This window comes from Microbacterium kribbense (assembly GCF_039537285.1).
Lineage (GTDB): Bacteria > Actinomycetota > Actinomycetes > Actinomycetales > Microbacteriaceae > Microbacterium > Microbacterium kribbense.
The window spans coordinates 58,197-72,650 of record NZ_BAABAF010000009.1 but is presented as its reverse complement, the minus strand read 5'-3'; the positions used below and the strand labels follow the sequence as shown (position 1 = coordinate 72,650).

General features: G+C 64.1%; 14 protein-coding genes and 1 pseudogene. 9 read left to right on the top strand and 6 right to left on the bottom strand.

Features of this window, described 5'->3' with window-relative positions; translation table 11 throughout:
- Nucleotides 1-152: 152 nt before the first annotated feature.
- The 6 genes from ABD705_RS13420 to ABD705_RS13395 are packed head-to-tail and all read left to right on the top strand — an operon-like array spanning nucleotide 153 to nucleotide 5,220.
- Nucleotides 153-1,127, top strand: a complete 975-nt coding sequence (locus ABD705_RS13420) for an ABC transporter substrate-binding protein (protein ID WP_344784420.1) — start codon at nucleotides 153-155, stop codon at nucleotides 1,125-1,127.
- 13 nt (nucleotides 1,128-1,140) lie between these two features.
- The gene (locus ABD705_RS13415) at nucleotides 1,141-1,989 is read left to right on the top strand and encodes an ABC transporter permease (RefSeq protein ID WP_344784418.1); all 849 of its coding nucleotides are present in this window, start codon (nucleotides 1,141-1,143) and stop codon (nucleotides 1,987-1,989) included.
- Nucleotides 1,989-2,765, top strand: a complete 777-nt coding sequence (locus ABD705_RS13410; RefSeq protein WP_344784416.1) for an ABC transporter permease — start codon at nucleotides 1,989-1,991, stop codon at nucleotides 2,763-2,765. The genes ABD705_RS13415 and ABD705_RS13410 overlap by 1 nt, the downstream gene beginning before the upstream one ends.
- Before the next feature lie 2 nt (nucleotides 2,766-2,767).
- Nucleotides 2,768-3,622, top strand: coding sequence for an ABC transporter ATP-binding protein (locus ABD705_RS13405; RefSeq protein WP_344784414.1), 855 nt, complete (start codon nucleotides 2,768-2,770; stop codon nucleotides 3,620-3,622).
- Complete coding sequence (locus tag ABD705_RS13400; RefSeq protein ID WP_344784412.1) at nucleotides 3,619-4,452, top strand: MBL fold metallo-hydrolase; 834 nt, start codon at nucleotides 3,619-3,621, stop codon at nucleotides 4,450-4,452. Before ABD705_RS13405 ends, ABD705_RS13400 begins: the two co-directional genes overlap by 4 nt.
- A gap of 45 nt (nucleotides 4,453-4,497) precedes the next feature.
- Nucleotides 4,498-5,220 carry an IclR family transcriptional regulator gene (locus ABD705_RS13395; RefSeq protein WP_344784410.1) on the top strand — a complete coding sequence of 241 codons (723 nt, stop codon included), beginning with the start codon at nucleotides 4,498-4,500 and terminating at the stop codon, nucleotides 5,218-5,220.
- A 204-nt stretch (nucleotides 5,221-5,424) separates the two neighbouring features.
- On the opposite strand, the gene ABD705_RS13390 is transcribed toward ABD705_RS13395, so the two are convergent.
- From ABD705_RS13390 to ABD705_RS13365, 6 genes are all read right to left on the bottom strand, one after another.
- Nucleotides 5,425-7,068, bottom strand: coding sequence for a thiamine pyrophosphate-binding protein (locus tag ABD705_RS13390; RefSeq protein ID WP_344784408.1), 1,644 nt, complete (start codon nucleotides 7,066-7,068; stop codon nucleotides 5,425-5,427).
- 166 nt (nucleotides 7,069-7,234) lie between these two features.
- Complete coding sequence (locus ABD705_RS13385; protein WP_344784406.1) at nucleotides 7,235-8,497, bottom strand: ABC transporter substrate-binding protein; 1,263 nt, start codon at nucleotides 8,495-8,497, stop codon at nucleotides 7,235-7,237.
- 72 nt (nucleotides 8,498-8,569) lie between these two features.
- Nucleotides 8,570-9,589: a branched-chain amino acid ABC transporter permease gene (locus ABD705_RS13380; RefSeq protein WP_344784404.1), complete on the bottom strand. Its 1,020-nt coding sequence runs from the start codon at nucleotides 9,587-9,589 to the stop codon at nucleotides 8,570-8,572.
- A 2-nt stretch (nucleotides 9,590-9,591) separates the two neighbouring features.
- Nucleotides 9,592-10,476 (bottom strand): branched-chain amino acid ABC transporter permease, encoded by an 885-nt coding sequence (locus ABD705_RS13375; protein WP_344784402.1) that lies wholly within the window; start codon nucleotides 10,474-10,476, stop codon nucleotides 9,592-9,594.
- A gap of 6 nt (nucleotides 10,477-10,482) precedes the next feature.
- Entirely contained in the window at nucleotides 10,483-11,193 is a 711-nt protein-coding gene (locus tag ABD705_RS13370; RefSeq protein WP_344784400.1) for an ABC transporter ATP-binding protein, read from the bottom strand.
- Nucleotides 11,190-12,062 carry an ABC transporter ATP-binding protein gene (locus ABD705_RS13365; RefSeq protein WP_344784398.1) on the bottom strand — a complete coding sequence of 291 codons (873 nt, stop codon included), beginning with the start codon at nucleotides 12,060-12,062 and terminating at the stop codon, nucleotides 11,190-11,192. The genes ABD705_RS13370 and ABD705_RS13365 overlap by 4 nt, the downstream gene beginning before the upstream one ends.
- Before the next feature lie 117 nt (nucleotides 12,063-12,179).
- Here ABD705_RS13365 and ABD705_RS13360 point away from each other — a divergent pair, with 117 nt between their 5' ends.
- The 3 genes and pseudogenes from ABD705_RS13360 (at nucleotide 12,180) to ABD705_RS13350 (ending at nucleotide 14,447) form a co-directional block, all read left to right on the top strand.
- Nucleotides 12,180-12,347 (top strand): hypothetical protein, encoded by a 168-nt coding sequence (locus ABD705_RS13360; protein ID WP_344784396.1) that lies wholly within the window; start codon nucleotides 12,180-12,182, stop codon nucleotides 12,345-12,347.
- Nucleotides 12,348-12,568: 221 nt separating this feature from the next.
- Nucleotides 12,569-13,084, top strand: a pseudogene (locus ABD705_RS13355) (transposase); the annotation flags it as partial.
- A 151-nt stretch (nucleotides 13,085-13,235) separates the two neighbouring features.
- On the top strand, nucleotides 13,236-14,447 hold the full coding sequence (locus tag ABD705_RS13350; protein ID WP_344784394.1) for a cyclase family protein: 1,212 nt from the start codon (nucleotides 13,236-13,238) through the stop codon (nucleotides 14,445-14,447).
- Nucleotides 14,448-14,454 lie beyond the last annotated feature (7 nt).

Sequence of the window (14,454 nt, the reverse complement as noted above, 5' to 3'; positions counted from 1 at the left end):
GCCGAACCTATCGTGGGACCCCAACGGTCGGACAGGTGCACCATCTCGAGGTCGAGATGGTGCGGACCAGTTGACGATCAACGCCGATTTCAACGCCTGGAGGCATCACAATGCGCAGGAACCAGACACTACTCTCCGCCGCAGCTGTGCTCGTGAGCGCCGCACTGCTCACTTCGTGCAGCGGGTCACCGTCGTCCGGCAGCAGCAACAGCGCGGGAGCAGGTGAGCTGACCAGCATCACCGTCGGGGTGCTCCCGATCGTCGACGTCCTCCCGGTCTATGTCGGCATTCAAGAGGGCATCTTCAAGAAGCATGGCCTCGAGGTCACGCCATCGGTCGCGCAGGGCGGCGCAGCGCTGATCCCATCCGTCCTCCAAGGAAGCGTGCCGATCACCTTCACCAACACGATCAGCCACATGATCGCCTACAACAAGGGTCTGCCGGTGAAGTATCTGGCCAGCGCCGTGTATTCGGAGAGCCCCTCCGGTCCGTCGAGCGCAGACCATCCGGCATCCATTCTGGCCACCGCACCGGACTCTCCCATCACCTCGGTGAAGCAGCTGGCGGGCAAGACGATCTCGATCAACGCGCTCAAGGGGATCCAGGAACTCGCGGTGCGCAATGCGGTCGATGTGGGTGGTGGTGACTCCAGCACGGTGAAGTTCCTCGCGCTCCCGCTGCAGCAGGCGCAAGGGGCGCTCGAGGCCGGGCGGGTGGATGCGATCAGCATCAACGAGCCGTTCACCACGGCGGCGCTCAAGGCCGGTGACCAGATCATCGCCCACCCGTTCACCGACTTCAAGATTCCAGCCGCGGACTATGCCGACTACACGACCAGCACGAAGTACGCCGATGCCCATCCCGATGTCGTGAAGAACTTCACGGCCGCCATCACCGAAGCGTCGGAGTGGGCCCGCACCCACGAGGCAGCGGCCCGCAAGGTGCTGCTGACGTACACCAAGCTGTCGGCCCAGGATGCCCAGGAGATCACGCTGCCGTACTACGAAGCGCAGGCCGACCCGGCTTCGCTCCAGGAACTCGCGGATCTCGCACTCAAGTACAAGATCCTCGACAAGCCCCTCGACGTCACCTCGATGCTCGGCGACGCGGCAGTTCTGCAGAAGTGAGCGGCGGTCAACGATGACGACCTCCACCATCGACCCGCATCCATCCACGCAGGTGATGTCGACGGACGCGCTGCGCGCCGCGTCCCAGACCCGCCGGCGGCTGATGCGCAATGCCCTCTGGGGCGTCGGCTCGATCGCACTCGGCGCTGTCCTCTGGCAGGGCGCGGTGTGGCTCGGGGTTCTGCCAGCGCGCTACTTCCCGGGCGTGCCCGACCTGGTGCGCGCATGGGTCGAGCTCTTCGGCGACGAGACCTTCTGGATGGCTCTCGGCAACACGCTTCTGACCACCTTCCTCGGGCTCGCCCTTGCCGCCGTGTTCGCGATACCCCTCGGCATCCTGATCGGGCGCAGCGTCTACCTCTTCCACTCGACTCAGTTCGTGCTGGAGTTCTTCCGCCCGATCCCCGTGGTCGCGCTCATCCCGCTCGTCGTTCTCATCATGGGCATCGGTGTGGATGCGAAGACTTTCCTGGCGGCTCTCGCGGCGTTCTTCCCGCTGGTGGTGCAGACCACGTACGGGTCACGGAGCGTCGATCCGGTCGCACTCGACACCGCCGCAACCTATGGGTTCGGACCGTTCCGGCGCCTGTTCGGCGTGCTGCTGCCCGCGGCGTCGCCCTACATCATGACGGGCGTGCGGATCTCTGCCGCCGTCTGCCTGCTGGTGTCGGTCGCGACGGAGATCATCGTCGGATCGCCGGGGCTTGGACAATCCATCCTGATCGCTGAGAACAGCAATGCACTCGATGTCATGTACGCGCTGATCGCGATGACCGGCTTCCTCGGGATCGGGCTGAACGGTCTCGTCGTGGCGGTCGAGTCGCGAACCGTTCGCTGGGCCCGAGAGGGAGGTGCCTCCTGATGACGGCAGCCAGGCGCAAGGGTGTCCTGCTCACCCTGGAGGTCGCGACACCGGTGGTGCTGCTGGCGCTGTGGTGGGTGCTCTCGAGCGGATCGACCTCGACCTTCAACCCGCCGCTTTCCGAGATCGCCCAGCGGTTCGTGCAGAACTGGTTCGGCGAGCTGTTCGTGACGTACTTCCTGCCCTCGCTGGGTCGCACGCTCGCCGGCTATGCCATCGCGGTGGTGATCGGCGTCGTCGGCGGAACAGTGATCGGCCTGTCGTACGTCGCCCGCCGGCTGACCGGCCCGCTGGTGTCGTTCCTGCGGTCGATTCCGGGGGCGGCACTGCTGGCCCCTGCTGTCACGCTGCTGGGGGTCGGCGACGCGATGAAGATCGCGATCATCGCTTTCGTCTGCGTGTGGCCGATCCTGCTGAACACGATCGACGGCATCGATGAGATGGCGCCGACGCAGCGGAACACCGACCGCATCTTCCAGGTCAACGGCATGCGCAGACTGATGTGGTCGACACTGCCGGGCGCCAGTCCCCGCATCTTCGCGGGGCTGCGCACGAGCCTCGCGCTCGCGCTGATCATGCTTGTCATCAGCGAGATGATCGCCTCCACGGGCGGGCTCGGCTACTTCATCCTGCAGGCCCAGACGACATTCGACGTCGCCGACATGTGGTCCGGCATCATCCTGCTGGGGCTGCTCGGGTATGCGCTCACCCTCGCGTTCACGTTCATCGAGCGACGGGTGCTGCGCTGGTATTTCGAATCGAAGGGAACAGCATGAGCATGCTTTCGACAGTCCACGCCGAAGTCGACAAGGAGACGGCCGTGCAGAACATCCTCGAGGTCGAGCACCTCACCAAGACGTACGGGGCCGGATCGACCGCCTACACCGCCCTCGCCGACATCTCATTCGGTGTGCGCAGTCAGGAACTGGTCACGGTCGTCGGGCCGTCAGGTGCGGGCAAGACCACGCTGCTCAAGTGCATCGCCGGCCTGATGGAGCCCAGCGGCGGCCAGGTGCTCTTCGAAGGCAGTCCAGTACGCGGCGTGCGCAAAGGGCTCGCGGTGGTGTTCCAGGATTACGCGAGGTCGCTGTACCCGTGGTTCTCGGTTGCGCGCAACGTCGCCCTGCCCCTGGCCGCGGCCAAGGTGCCCCGCGCAGAGCGCGAAGAACGCGTCTCGACCGCGCTGGAAGCCGTCGGCCTTGCGGCGGCCCGGCACAAGAAGCCCTATCAGCTGTCCGGCGGCATGCAGCAGCGGGTGGCGATCGCCCGGGCACTCGCCTACCGTCCGTCGGTCCTGCTGATGGACGAGCCGTTCGCTTCCGTCGACGCGCAGACGCGCGCCGAGCTGGAGGACCTCGTGCTGAAGGCCCGCGCCGAATTCGGCATCACCCTCGTCTTCATCACCCACGACATCGACGAAGCGGTGTATCTGGCCGATCGGGTCGTGGTGCTCAGCCCGCCGCCGGCGCGGGTATCGGAGACTGTCCAGGTCGCGCTGCCGATGCCTCGGGACCAGATCGCGACCAAGGAGCTGCCCGAGTTCGGGCACCTGCGAGCACACGTCTATCGCGCGGTCAAGAACCGCCCCGACGATGTCGCCGGCCAGGCAACGACGACGGCGACGGCATCGTGAGGCTCGTGCTGTTGGGCACCGGAGGCGGCCCCCGCCCTTCGGGCACCCGGTTTCCGAGTTCGCAGGCGCTGGTCATCGGCGATCGGGTGATCGTCGTCGATTGTGGCAACGGCGTCGCCAAGCAGCTTTCTTCGGCGGGAATCAGTCCGCGGAACCTGTCAGATCTGCTGCTGACCCACCATCACGTCGATCACAGCGCCGATCTCGGATATCTGCCATTGATCTCCTGGGTGGAAGGACGCAGCGAGACGATCGGCATCTACGGGCCCCCACCCACGGTCGGCGCGCTCGAGTCAATTCTCGATGGCTATGAAGAGGATCTGCGCAAACGCACCGCATCGACCGGCAGGCCGCCGTTTCGACCCATGCTCGACCCCCACGACATCGTCGTACCGGGCCTGGTCTTCGAAGACGACGACGTGCGCGTGACGGCCGCCTTCGTGGATCACCCGCCATTCGAGATCGCACTGGGGTACCGCATCGACTCGGCGTCCGGCTCGGTCGTCGTCTCCGGGGACACGGCACCATCGCCGAACCTCGTGGATCTCGCACGCGGCGCCGATGTGCTGATCCATGAAGTCGTCCACCCGTCCGCAATCACAAAGCTGCAGAACGGCACGAACGCCTCGACGATCGCGGATCACATCCGTCGCAACCACACGATGCTCGCCGACGTCGGCGCGATCGCCGAACAGGCCGGCGTGCGCACCCTGGTGCTCTCCCACCTGGTGCCACACGACGTCGACGACGGCGACTGGCTGGCCGGCCTGGGCGGCTTCTCGGGCCGGACCGTTGTCGGGCGCGACCTCTTGGAGGTCGACATCCGATAATGAGGTATGAGCCGCCCGAATGATGCGCGGTCGGTCACATCGAAGGTGCTCGCGATCCTGGATGCGTTCCGGCCGGCCGAGCCGGAACTGACCCTGTCGCAGATCGCCGCCCGGGCCAAGCTCAGCAAGCCGACGGCGCATCGGCGGGTCGCGGAACTCGTCGACTGGGGCGCGCTCGAGCGAGACGAATCGGGTGTCTTCCGGATCGGCGTGCGGCTGTGGGAGGTTGCCTCACTGGCACCGCGGGTTCTGCCCCTGCGGGAGCTCGCGTTGCCATGCCTGGAGGACCTGCTTCGACTGACGAACGGGAATTCTCAGCTCGCAGTGCGCTCGGGCGACGAAGCGCTCTTCATCGAGCGACTCCGCGGCCGCAACACTCTGCGCGCACACACCGCCGCGGCCAACCGACTTCCGCTCACCGCACCGGCGGTGGGGCGCGCATTGCTGGCCTTCTCACCGTCACAGCTGCAGGAGGAGGTTCTCTCGAGGCCGATCCGCCGTTTCACTGAGGAGACCGTGACGGACCCCGATGAAATGCGCAGAAAGCTGGCCGAAGTGCGCGAGGTCGGCTATGCGGTCAGCCCACGCCAGATCGAGCTCGGCGCGACCTCAGTCGGGGCCCCTATCTTCGACCGCACCGGGATGGTGAAGGCGGCGATCGGAGTGGTCTTCGAGAACGACAAGATCGATCCCGAACACCTTGCGAGTATCGTGCTGACATTCGCCCGAGCGCTCTCCCGGGTGCTCGGCGCCGACATCAGCCGATAATGCGGTCCGTCGGGTCGAGCGCGGACGAACCGGCCGCTATTCACTCCATTCCAGCCGGTCTTGGCGAGCAGCATCCGATCATGCCGGCTTGTGACACCGAGGCCCGCTCTCGCCCGCCCCGACCTCGTCGTCGAGCAGATCCCGTTGATACTCGAGCGGGCATAGCTACCTCTGGATCGGCCGCCTCTTGTGCTGCCCGAACGTTCAGTGCAGTTTCTGTGCCATCAGCGGTGAAGCGAAGCCCTCGATCTTCGCGTCGATCAGGAACGGATGGTCGCGAGGGCCGGCAAGCCAGGCGTCGAGCGGGGCCAGGTCGTCAAGGGAACGGACCGTGGTCGCCTCGCAGCCATAACCGCGGGCAATGGCCGCGATATCCGTCTCCGGAAAGCGCACCGCGTCCTTCTGCGGATCGCTGTCGAAGATGTGCGCTTCAGCGCCGTAGGCGCTGTCGTTGAAGACGACGATGAGCATGCCCAGGTGCGTCCGCACGGCGGTGTCGAGTTCGACCGCGTTCATCAGCAGCGAACCGTCGCCAGTGGCGACCACGGTCAGCCGGTCAGGCCGTGCCATCGCCGCGCCAATCCCCTCCGCGAGTCCGGAGCCGATCGACTGTGAGGCGATGCTCAGAACGTAGCCGTTCTCGTCAGGGACGCGGAGGAATGAGCCACCATACGCGTTCACGTTGCCGCCATCCGGGATCACGACCCGCTCCAGCGGCAACCGCCGATCCAGGTCGATGGAAAGCTCCGCCGGGTCGATGAATCCATTCGTGCGGATGAACTCGATGTTCTGATCGGACCAGTACCGCACCGCCTGCACACGGGCATGCACCTCCGGCGTCCGGTAGGCCGCACGGCCATCGGGGAACCGGTCGCGGATCGCGGCGGTCACCATCTGCGCTACCGGCGCCGAGTCTCCCAGCACGCCCAAAGTCACGCTTCGGTGCAAGCCGAACGCCTCGGGCCGATCATCGACCTGTACGATCGTCTGCCCATCGGTGAGCTCACCGCCGCGCGCCGTCCACTTCGTCAACGCCACGCCGAAGACCACGAGCAGGTCGGCGTCCTTGATCAGCGCCGCCGCACCGTCAGTGGCAAAGCCCCCCATCACATCCAGCGCCCATTCATCGCCCACGAAGATGCCACGACCGCCGCCAGAGGCGACCAGCAGTGCGCCGGCGGCCGCCCCGAGTTCGCGAAGGGCCGCCTTCGCATGATGCGCTCCCCGTCCGCCGACGATGACCGGCCGGTCAGCTCGCACAAGCAGGTCGACGATCTTCGCAATCGATGTAGCGTCCGGCACCGCCTGCGCGGCTTCCGGCGCAGCGGGCACCAGCGCCGGGTCCCATTCGACGAGCTCTTCCTGTATGTCGATGGGGACCGACAGGATGACCGGCATCCGTCGCGCAACCGCGGTGTGGACTGCCGCCGCCGCATCCTTTATCGCGTCACGAGCAACATGCACACGTATCGCGACCGCCCCCACGGCCACGGCTGCCTGGCTCTGATCCAGGTAGAAGTTCGACACCAGATCCCCGCGGGCAACCTCACCGGCGACAACGACGACACCGGTATGCGCCTTGACCGCTTCCAAGACCCCGGTCAACGAGTTCAGATACCCACCGCCCTGATGCACCGAGACGACCGCCACCCGCCCGGTCAGCCGAGAATACGCATCCGCGGCAAGAGCAGCACCGAGCTCATGCCTGGTCTGCGTGAACTCAACACCCGCGTTGATCAGCGCATTCGTCATATGGAAATTACCGCTGCCCACAACCCCGAACGCGTGAGCGGCACCCGCCGCAGCCATAGCCCGACCCACCGCCACCGCAACCGTGACCTTCTCCATCAGATTTCCTTTCCACCGCACTTCGCCGCGCCATCAGACCGAACCCACGCAAGTGCGCCGCAGGCTGAGCGCACCAGACCTTCCGCGTCCGTCACAGCCGCACTCCGCTCACCGGTCGGCCGCGCCCGGTCTCCATATTGCGACCGCACATCGCGTCGCATCCCCATCAGTAGGAGTCAGCCTTGGAATAGACGCCGCCGCTGAACTTCTGAATCTGCGTGATGTTCACGGCCGGCTCGGTGAGCGACGTCGTATCGACCGTCACGCCGGGAAGCAGCAGCGGGACCTCGAGGTTCTTGAGGCCGTGAACGCCATCCATGAATGCGGCGCGGGTAGGTGCCTTCATGGCCTTGAACGCGGCTTCCGTCGTTGCGCCAATCGAGTACGCCCACTCGCATTGTGCGAACGCGTTCGACGTGGCCGACTTCGGCGCGTATGCGGCCATGTCCTTGACGTACTGCTTCACATCCGCATCATTCGCGTACTGCGGGTCACCGGCGTTCTTGGAAAAGCCGGTGGTGTAGACCGCCGGATATGCGTCCGCGTGACCCGGATCCAGGATCGTCGCCTTCGCCGACGTGTTCGCCGGAAGGAATATCACCGGAAGCCAACCCAACTGCTGCGCCTTCAACAACGACGCGATGGTCAGGGGCACCTGCACGTCCGCAGAAAAGAACACGTCCGCCTTGGATGCTGCAAGACGTGCGATCTGCGCGTCGACAGTGGGATCAGTCGCTTCGTATGTGGCTTGAGCCACGATCTTCACTTGCGACCCCTTGATCGCGTCCTTGAGCCCTTCCACTTCTTGCAGAACGTCATCGTTCTGTGCCAAGGTCGCGACCGTGAGCGGCTTGTCTGCGGCGGCAAGGAACTTCCCAAACGCCTCGCCTTCACTCCGGTACGTCGGAAGCCACCCGGTCGTCCACGGATTTGCCGACTGGTCGCTGCTGAACTTCGTGGTGTTCGACTGCAGGAACACCTGCGGAATCTTCTGTTGGTTCGCGAGCGGCATGATCGCGAGATTGTTTCCGGCTCCCAGTCCGCCGACGTCCGCAAAGACCTTGTCCGCGATCATCTGATGGAAGTTTGAGACCGCTTTGGCCGGGTCATAAGCGTCATCATAGGTTTTGATCTCGACCTGGCGGGTATGGCCGTCACCGAACTTTATGCCACCGGCCGCATTGGCCGCGCCGAAATAAGCCTGAAGCCCGGCCGCGGCGCAGGACCCGGGTCCTGCAACTGGGCCGCTCAGCGGCGTATCGACGCCCAATGTGATCGTGGAATCCGTGATGCCCGGATCGTCCGCCGGCCCTCCGCTGCTGGACGGCGTCGTACCCGCACGTGTGCATCCGGCCATGCCTACGGCCAACATTGCCGCCACGGCAACAACACTCGTCGTCTTTCCAACTGCTCCCACCGATATTCTCATCTGCTGTACCTTTCGATTCTCTCGGGCTGGCGACGGTGTCAGTCCTAGCGTGCAAAGTCGGCCCTGAAGGCCTTAGACCGCTTGTGCTGCGCTCGTGACATCAGCACCATCGGCTCCACCCGGTTTCGGTCGCCCCGACCGCTTCTTCATCGACTGCCGAATCACGCTCGGTACGGTAACCAGCCCCCCCGGAACGATGAGCAACACGATCAGCAGCGCCGCACCCGAAAAAATCGCCGTCTGGGACGAGTTGACCTGGCCGGCGAGGATCGGAACCACGACATAGAAGGCGCCACCGATGAGGGAACCGGTGATGCTGCCGGTGCCGCCGATGACCAGAGCCGCAACCAGGTTGATGGCGATGACGAAGTTCAATGTTTCGGGAGAGGTGAACTGCACGGCACCCAGGTACAGGAATCCCGCGACACCCCCATACAACGCGGAAAGCGCAAAGGCGATCACCTTGTACCGATAGCTGGAGATTCCCATGGACGTCGCAACGGCTTCGTTGTCTCGGACGATCGCGAATGCGCGTCCAACGCGTCCTGTGACGAGGTTATGAGCGAAGAGGAAGAATACCGCAGTGATGATGACAATGACGTAATAGCGCCACTGATCGACTGCCAGGCCAGTCCAGGCCGGCGCATCCAGCCAGTTCACTGTCATCCCATTCGATCCGCCGGTGACTTCCGGAAACCTGCGCGCAAGGGGGATCGCGATGATCGGCAGCGCCAATGTCACAATCGCCAGAGCATGACCCCGCAGCCTGAGCGCAGGAAGCGCCACCACCAACCCCACGACTGCTGAAATGAAGCAGACAAGTATGAATGTCAGCACAATCGGCCAGTGATTGCTGACGCCGAATGCGGTGATGTATGCGCCCAGTCCGACGAACGCGCTCTGCCCGAGCGATATCTGACCCGCGTACCCCATCACGATGTTCAGACCCAGAATCGCAAGGGCGAACACAGCGATCATGGTCAGCTGGAAGTTCACATAAGGAGATGACACCAGCGGCGCGACCGCAACCACGATAGCGACCACGATGAAGGCGGCCACCCGTAGCACGCGTCGATTCGTCAGAAAATTCATCGTCACACTCGCACGAGCTCTTTACGGCCGAACAGACCCTGAGGTCGTACGGTGAGGACGATGAACATGGCCAGCAGCGGCACGATGATCTTCAGATCGTCTCCGATGACCGGTAGGTAGGCGCTCGCCAGATTTTCGAGGATGCCGATGAGCCACGCCGCGATCACCGCGCCGACCGGGCTGTCCAACCCGCCGGTGATGATCGCCGCCAGCGCATAGACCAGGACGAAGTCGAGCATGCTGGGGGTCAGGAAGACCTGGGGCGCCACCAGGCACCCGGCGATGGCACCGAGCGCGGCCGCCAACGCCCACCCGATCATCAGCAGTCGACCGACGTGCAGTCCCAGAAGGGATCCAGACTCAGGGTTATCCGCCACCGCGCGCAGCGCCAAGCCGAGCTTCGTCTTCTGAAAGAGGAGTTGCAGGAGAACGACGACCACCACTAGGACGGCGATCGTCCCCAGCGACCGAACACCGATTACTGCACCGGCGATCTTCACCGTGGACAGCGGAAACAACGACGGGAAAGTCAAGGGGTTGTAACTCCAGATCGCACCAGAGATGCCCTGGATCAGGACGAACAGACCGACCGTGACGACGATCGCAGTCGCCACCGAGCCTCGTTCGAAGCGCCGGATCACGACCCGCTCAACACCGGCTCCGAAGACCAGCGAGACGCCCACTGCCAACAGAATCGCAGCGATAGGCCACAGGCCCGCACGCCACAAGGTGAATGCAATGTAGGTCGAGAAGACCGCCATCACCCCTTGCGCGAAGTTCACCAGCCCGGTCGCGCGATATACCAGGACGATCGCGAGAGCGAGTGCTGCATAGATGGAGCCACTTGCCAAGCCATCTACGATCAGCTGAATAAACTGTGAACTCATGCGGCGCTACCCTCCCAGGTACGCTTTCCGAATGGAATCCATGCCCATCAGCTCCGTGCGAGTACCGCTGAGCACGTTGCGGCCCGTCTCCAAGACCGTCGCATTATCGACGAGGGTGAACGCCAATGCCGCGTTCTGCTCGACAACGAGCATCGAAAGGCCCGACTCAACACGCAGTCGACCGACGGCGCTGTAGACATTTGCGGAGGTGCTGGGGGCCAGTCCGAGGGATGCCTCGTCGAGGAGGAGCAATCTCGGGCGGGACATGAACGCGCGGCCGATCGCCAGCATCTGCTGCTCGCCGCCAGAGAGCGCGGCACCGGTCGACCGTATCCGTGTTCGAAGCTGCGGGAACAGATCGAGGCAATAGTCCAGATCCGCGGTGATGGCGCGCCGATCCCGCCGCAAATAGGCCCCCAGCAGAAGGTTGTCGCGGACCGTGAGCCGAGACAGCGTGCCACGGCCTTCCGGGACGTGCGCGATTCCGAGACTGGCCACCTGGTCAGGGCGCAACCCCAAAATGCTCTTTCCGTCGAACACGATGCGCCCGCTGGCCTTTACCAGGCCGCTGATCGCGCGAAGTGTGGTGGTCTTGCCGGCACCGTTCGCGCCCAAGATCCCCGTCGCACCGCCTCGCTCGACGTTGACCGATACGCCATGCAGGACAGTGACGGGGCCGTATGCTGCGCTCACGTTCTCGAGCTCGAGAAGGCTCATCCGACAGCGCTCGTCCCGAGGTAGGCCTCGATCACTCGCGGGTCTTGCTGTGCCTCGGCCGCCGTACCTTCCATCAGTTTCCGTCCATTGTCGAGTACGACCACCTTGTCCGTAATCGCAGAGACCAGTCCCATGTGATGCTCGACGATCACAATCGTCAGATCGAAGCTCGACCGAATTTCTGCGACCGATTCAATGAACGCGTCAATCTCAGCGTGGGAAAGCCCTGCGGCCGGCTCATCGAGGAGCAGAAGCTTCGGTCGGGCCAGCAATGCCCGGCATAACTCGACACTCTTGTGCAGGCCGTGCGACAAATCCCCAGCCGGTTCATCAGCCGCCCATCCGAGTCGAAACCGATCCAGAAGTTCGCGCGCCTCTTTTCGAATGCTCCGCTCTCCCCGGACCGTCGCGGGCACGCGAAATCCCCACGAAAACACTTCTCCGCTGAGGCGGGAATGACCGCCGAGGAGCACATTCTCCAAGACAGTCGCCTTCAGCTGCAGAGCGGGATGCTGAAACGTTCTTGCCAGGCCGACTGTGGCCAGCTGCGAGGGCGCCATGGTCAAGACTTCGGCGTCATCGATCCTGATTGACCCCGACGAAGGCCGATAGTGCCCGCTGATGCAGTTGAAGAGGGATGTCTTGCCCGCCCCGTTAGGCCCCACGAGGCCCAAGACACTTGCGGCATCTGCTTCCAAGCTCACGGCATCCAGGACTTTGATGCCACCGAAGCTGAGACTGACATCTCGTACCGACAGATGTGCTGCAGTCGAATGCGCAGTAGAGGCGATGCGCGACACATCCGTCACCTTCCACTCCAGCGAGAGGCGCCGCTCCGCGCTTCCGCTCCACACGATACCTATCTGCATAGGTAAGGACAAGAGGTCTTGTCAACGAGGCACGTCTCGTGTGCCGCTTTCCCGACTTGACGCACCTGATCGCGCCTCGCCCTGAGCGCCGGCGCGAACGTGAAAACAGTCCAGCGCATGCCCGGCCACACCTCCGTGACCCTGGGCACCTGTGCGGACGTGTTCGAAGACGACCTCGACACCGTCTCCCTCGCACTCGACGCCGCCCGTCGCGGATCAACACGCGCACCTGCGGCATTCCGCCTCCCCGGAGCACTGCAACCGGGGGCCGGGCTCAACCACTGACGCGACGGCGCGCGCTCCAAAGGCGAGCACCACCCCGCGAAGCATGACTGTCGGAGTTTTGTCCTGCCCGAAAATCGGGCCCGTTGAAGATTTTTCCAGATTTCTTCCAACAGGGCCCTGCCGGCACCTGATGACGGCCCCGACATCTGCGGAATCACGCAGGAGCCGGGGCCTTCGACGGTGGCGGTGAGGGTGGGATTTGAAACCATTCCGCGTAATGCTCCGTCAAGGCGATCCTGCCCGGACCCGGGTGGCAACGCTGCGGGTCCACTTCGCCCGCAACATCACCCAGAAACTCGGTTCGGCCCGCTCCAAGCCCGTCAACGCGCTGATCACCACGATCTTCGCGCAGACCACCCCAGAAGCATTGCTCGCCCAGTATCACGCCGTGACCGACAGCCGGCGCGGATCGTTCCCCGAGATCGCCGACATGCTCTGGGCTGCGGAGGCGACTTGACCCGGTTCGCCGCCATGCCCCGCGAGCACTGCCAGAAGGTCTGGCCCAACACCCCCATCGAGCGCCTGAACCGGGAGATCACACGCCGCACCGACGTCGCCCAGATCTTCCCGACCGCGACAGCGTCACCCGGCTCATCGGCGCCGTCCTGCAAGAACAGCACGAGGAATGGCAATACGGAGAACGCCGCTACTTCTCCGACATCTCCATGCGCAAACTCGTCCACAGCCTGCACGAGCACACCGAACCCGCCCACCCCGAACTCCACCTCACCGCCTGACCACCACCTACCCACCGGAGCAACCGGAGTGACAGGGGGTGTCAGATCAACGGTGGATCGGGCCTGGCGCGTGGTTAGTTGATTCGGCCTTCGAAGGTGATCGCGAAGGCGTCCAGTGCGGGCTTCCACCTGGTCACCCGGTTACCAGTTCATGTTGTTCGTGAACAAGTTCGCTGTCTACGCGAACTCGGTCCTCATGCTCCTGGCCATATTCGCCTTCGCCGGTACGTTCAACGCCTCATACAACCCGGGACCGCATGCCTGGCTGCTCGGCGGATTCTGGCCGACATTCGTCGCAGCCGCGCTGATCGTGATGAGCAACCCGATCTCCTTCGGAGCCTTCCTCGGGGACTGGTCCAGGTATATCCCTCGGAACACCAGTCAAAGGAAGCTGCTGCTCGCCACCATCCTCGGCCAACTGCTGACCCTGATACCGTTCATCTTCGGCGTCGCGACAGCAACGCTCGTCTTCGGGAAGTCCGACTACGTCGTCGCCCTCCTCCAGGTCTCCCCCATCTGGTATGCGCTGCTGATCATCGTTGTCGCATTCATCGGCGGGCTCTCCACTGCGACGACCTCGCTATACGGGACCGGGCTGGATTTCTCCTCCGTCTTCCACCGCCCACCCACTCGGCAGCGGGACAAGGTGAGTGCGGTGGCTCTGAACGACCGACGTTCATACATCGAGTTGTCGCATCCGCTCCGCTCCGGGATGCAGGTGTACCCAGGCGACCCACCCGTGAACCTCTCTACGGCAGCAACCATCGCAGCGGACGGCGTCGCCGTCACGCACCTTGATATCGGCTCACACTCCGGCACCCACATCGACGCGCCCTCCCACTGCGTGGCCGGAGGACGGACGGTCCAGCAGATCGACCTGAACGAGGTCTGCGGTCCCGCCCAGATCATCCCGGTGGGCCCGTTGAGCCCCGACGCGCAGATCAACGCCCAAGACCTCGAACCCATGATCGGGTCAGCCGCACTGCCCCCACGTGTGCTCCTCGCATCCGGATGGGACCGGTATTACGGCTCCGCAACCTACCTTCACCACCCCACCATCCGTGTTGAGGCCGCACAGCTTCTCTGGGAACACGGCGCACGCATGTTCGGCATCGACTGGCTCAACCCCGATACCACCCTCACCGTAGACGACCAGGTTGCGACAACGCTGCCCACCCACGACTTCATCCTCGGCCACGACGGACTCATCATCGAGAACCTTCGGAATCTCACCACGCTGACCCCCAGTGATACCGTCGACATCCTGATCATGCCCCTACTGATCGAGGGCGCCGATGGAGCTCCGGTGCGAGCGGCTGCCACCAGGTTTCGACCGCTTGACCAACAGGAATCAGCCCCCTGAAGATTCC

Bases quoted from the DNA above. Each gene is read 5' to 3' on its own strand.
- ABD705_RS13415 (WP_344784418.1), top strand. From the start codon at position 1,141: ATGACGACCTCCACCATCGACCCGCATCCATCCACGCAGGTGATGTCG.
- ABD705_RS13410 (WP_344784416.1), top strand. From the start codon at position 1,989: ATGACGGCAGCCAGGCGCAAGGGTGTCCTGCTCACCCTGGAGGTCGCG.
- ABD705_RS13405 (WP_344784414.1), top strand. From the start codon at position 2,768: ATGCTTTCGACAGTCCACGCCGAAGTCGACAAGGAGACGGCCGTGCAG.
- ABD705_RS13390 (WP_344784408.1), bottom strand. From the start codon at position 7,068: ATGGAGAAGGTCACGGTTGCGGTGGCGGTGGGTCGGGCTATGGCTGCG.
- ABD705_RS13385 (WP_344784406.1), bottom strand. From the start codon at position 8,497: ATGAGAATATCGGTGGGAGCAGTTGGAAAGACGACGAGTGTTGTTGCC.
- ABD705_RS13380 (WP_344784404.1), bottom strand. From the start codon at position 9,589: ATGAATTTTCTGACGAATCGACGCGTGCTACGGGTGGCCGCCTTCATC.
- ABD705_RS13375 (WP_344784402.1), bottom strand. From the start codon at position 10,476: ATGAGTTCACAGTTTATTCAGCTGATCGTAGATGGCTTGGCAAGTGGC.
- ABD705_RS13370 (WP_344784400.1), bottom strand. From the start codon at position 11,193: ATGAGCCTTCTCGAGCTCGAGAACGTGAGCGCAGCATACGGCCCCGTC.
- ABD705_RS13365 (WP_344784398.1), bottom strand. From the start codon at position 12,062: ATGCAGATAGGTATCGTGTGGAGCGGAAGCGCGGAGCGGCGCCTCTCG.
- ABD705_RS13360 (WP_344784396.1), top strand. From the start codon at position 12,180: ATGCCCGGCCACACCTCCGTGACCCTGGGCACCTGTGCGGACGTGTTC.
- ABD705_RS13350 (WP_344784394.1), top strand. From the start codon at position 13,236: ATGTTGTTCGTGAACAAGTTCGCTGTCTACGCGAACTCGGTCCTCATG.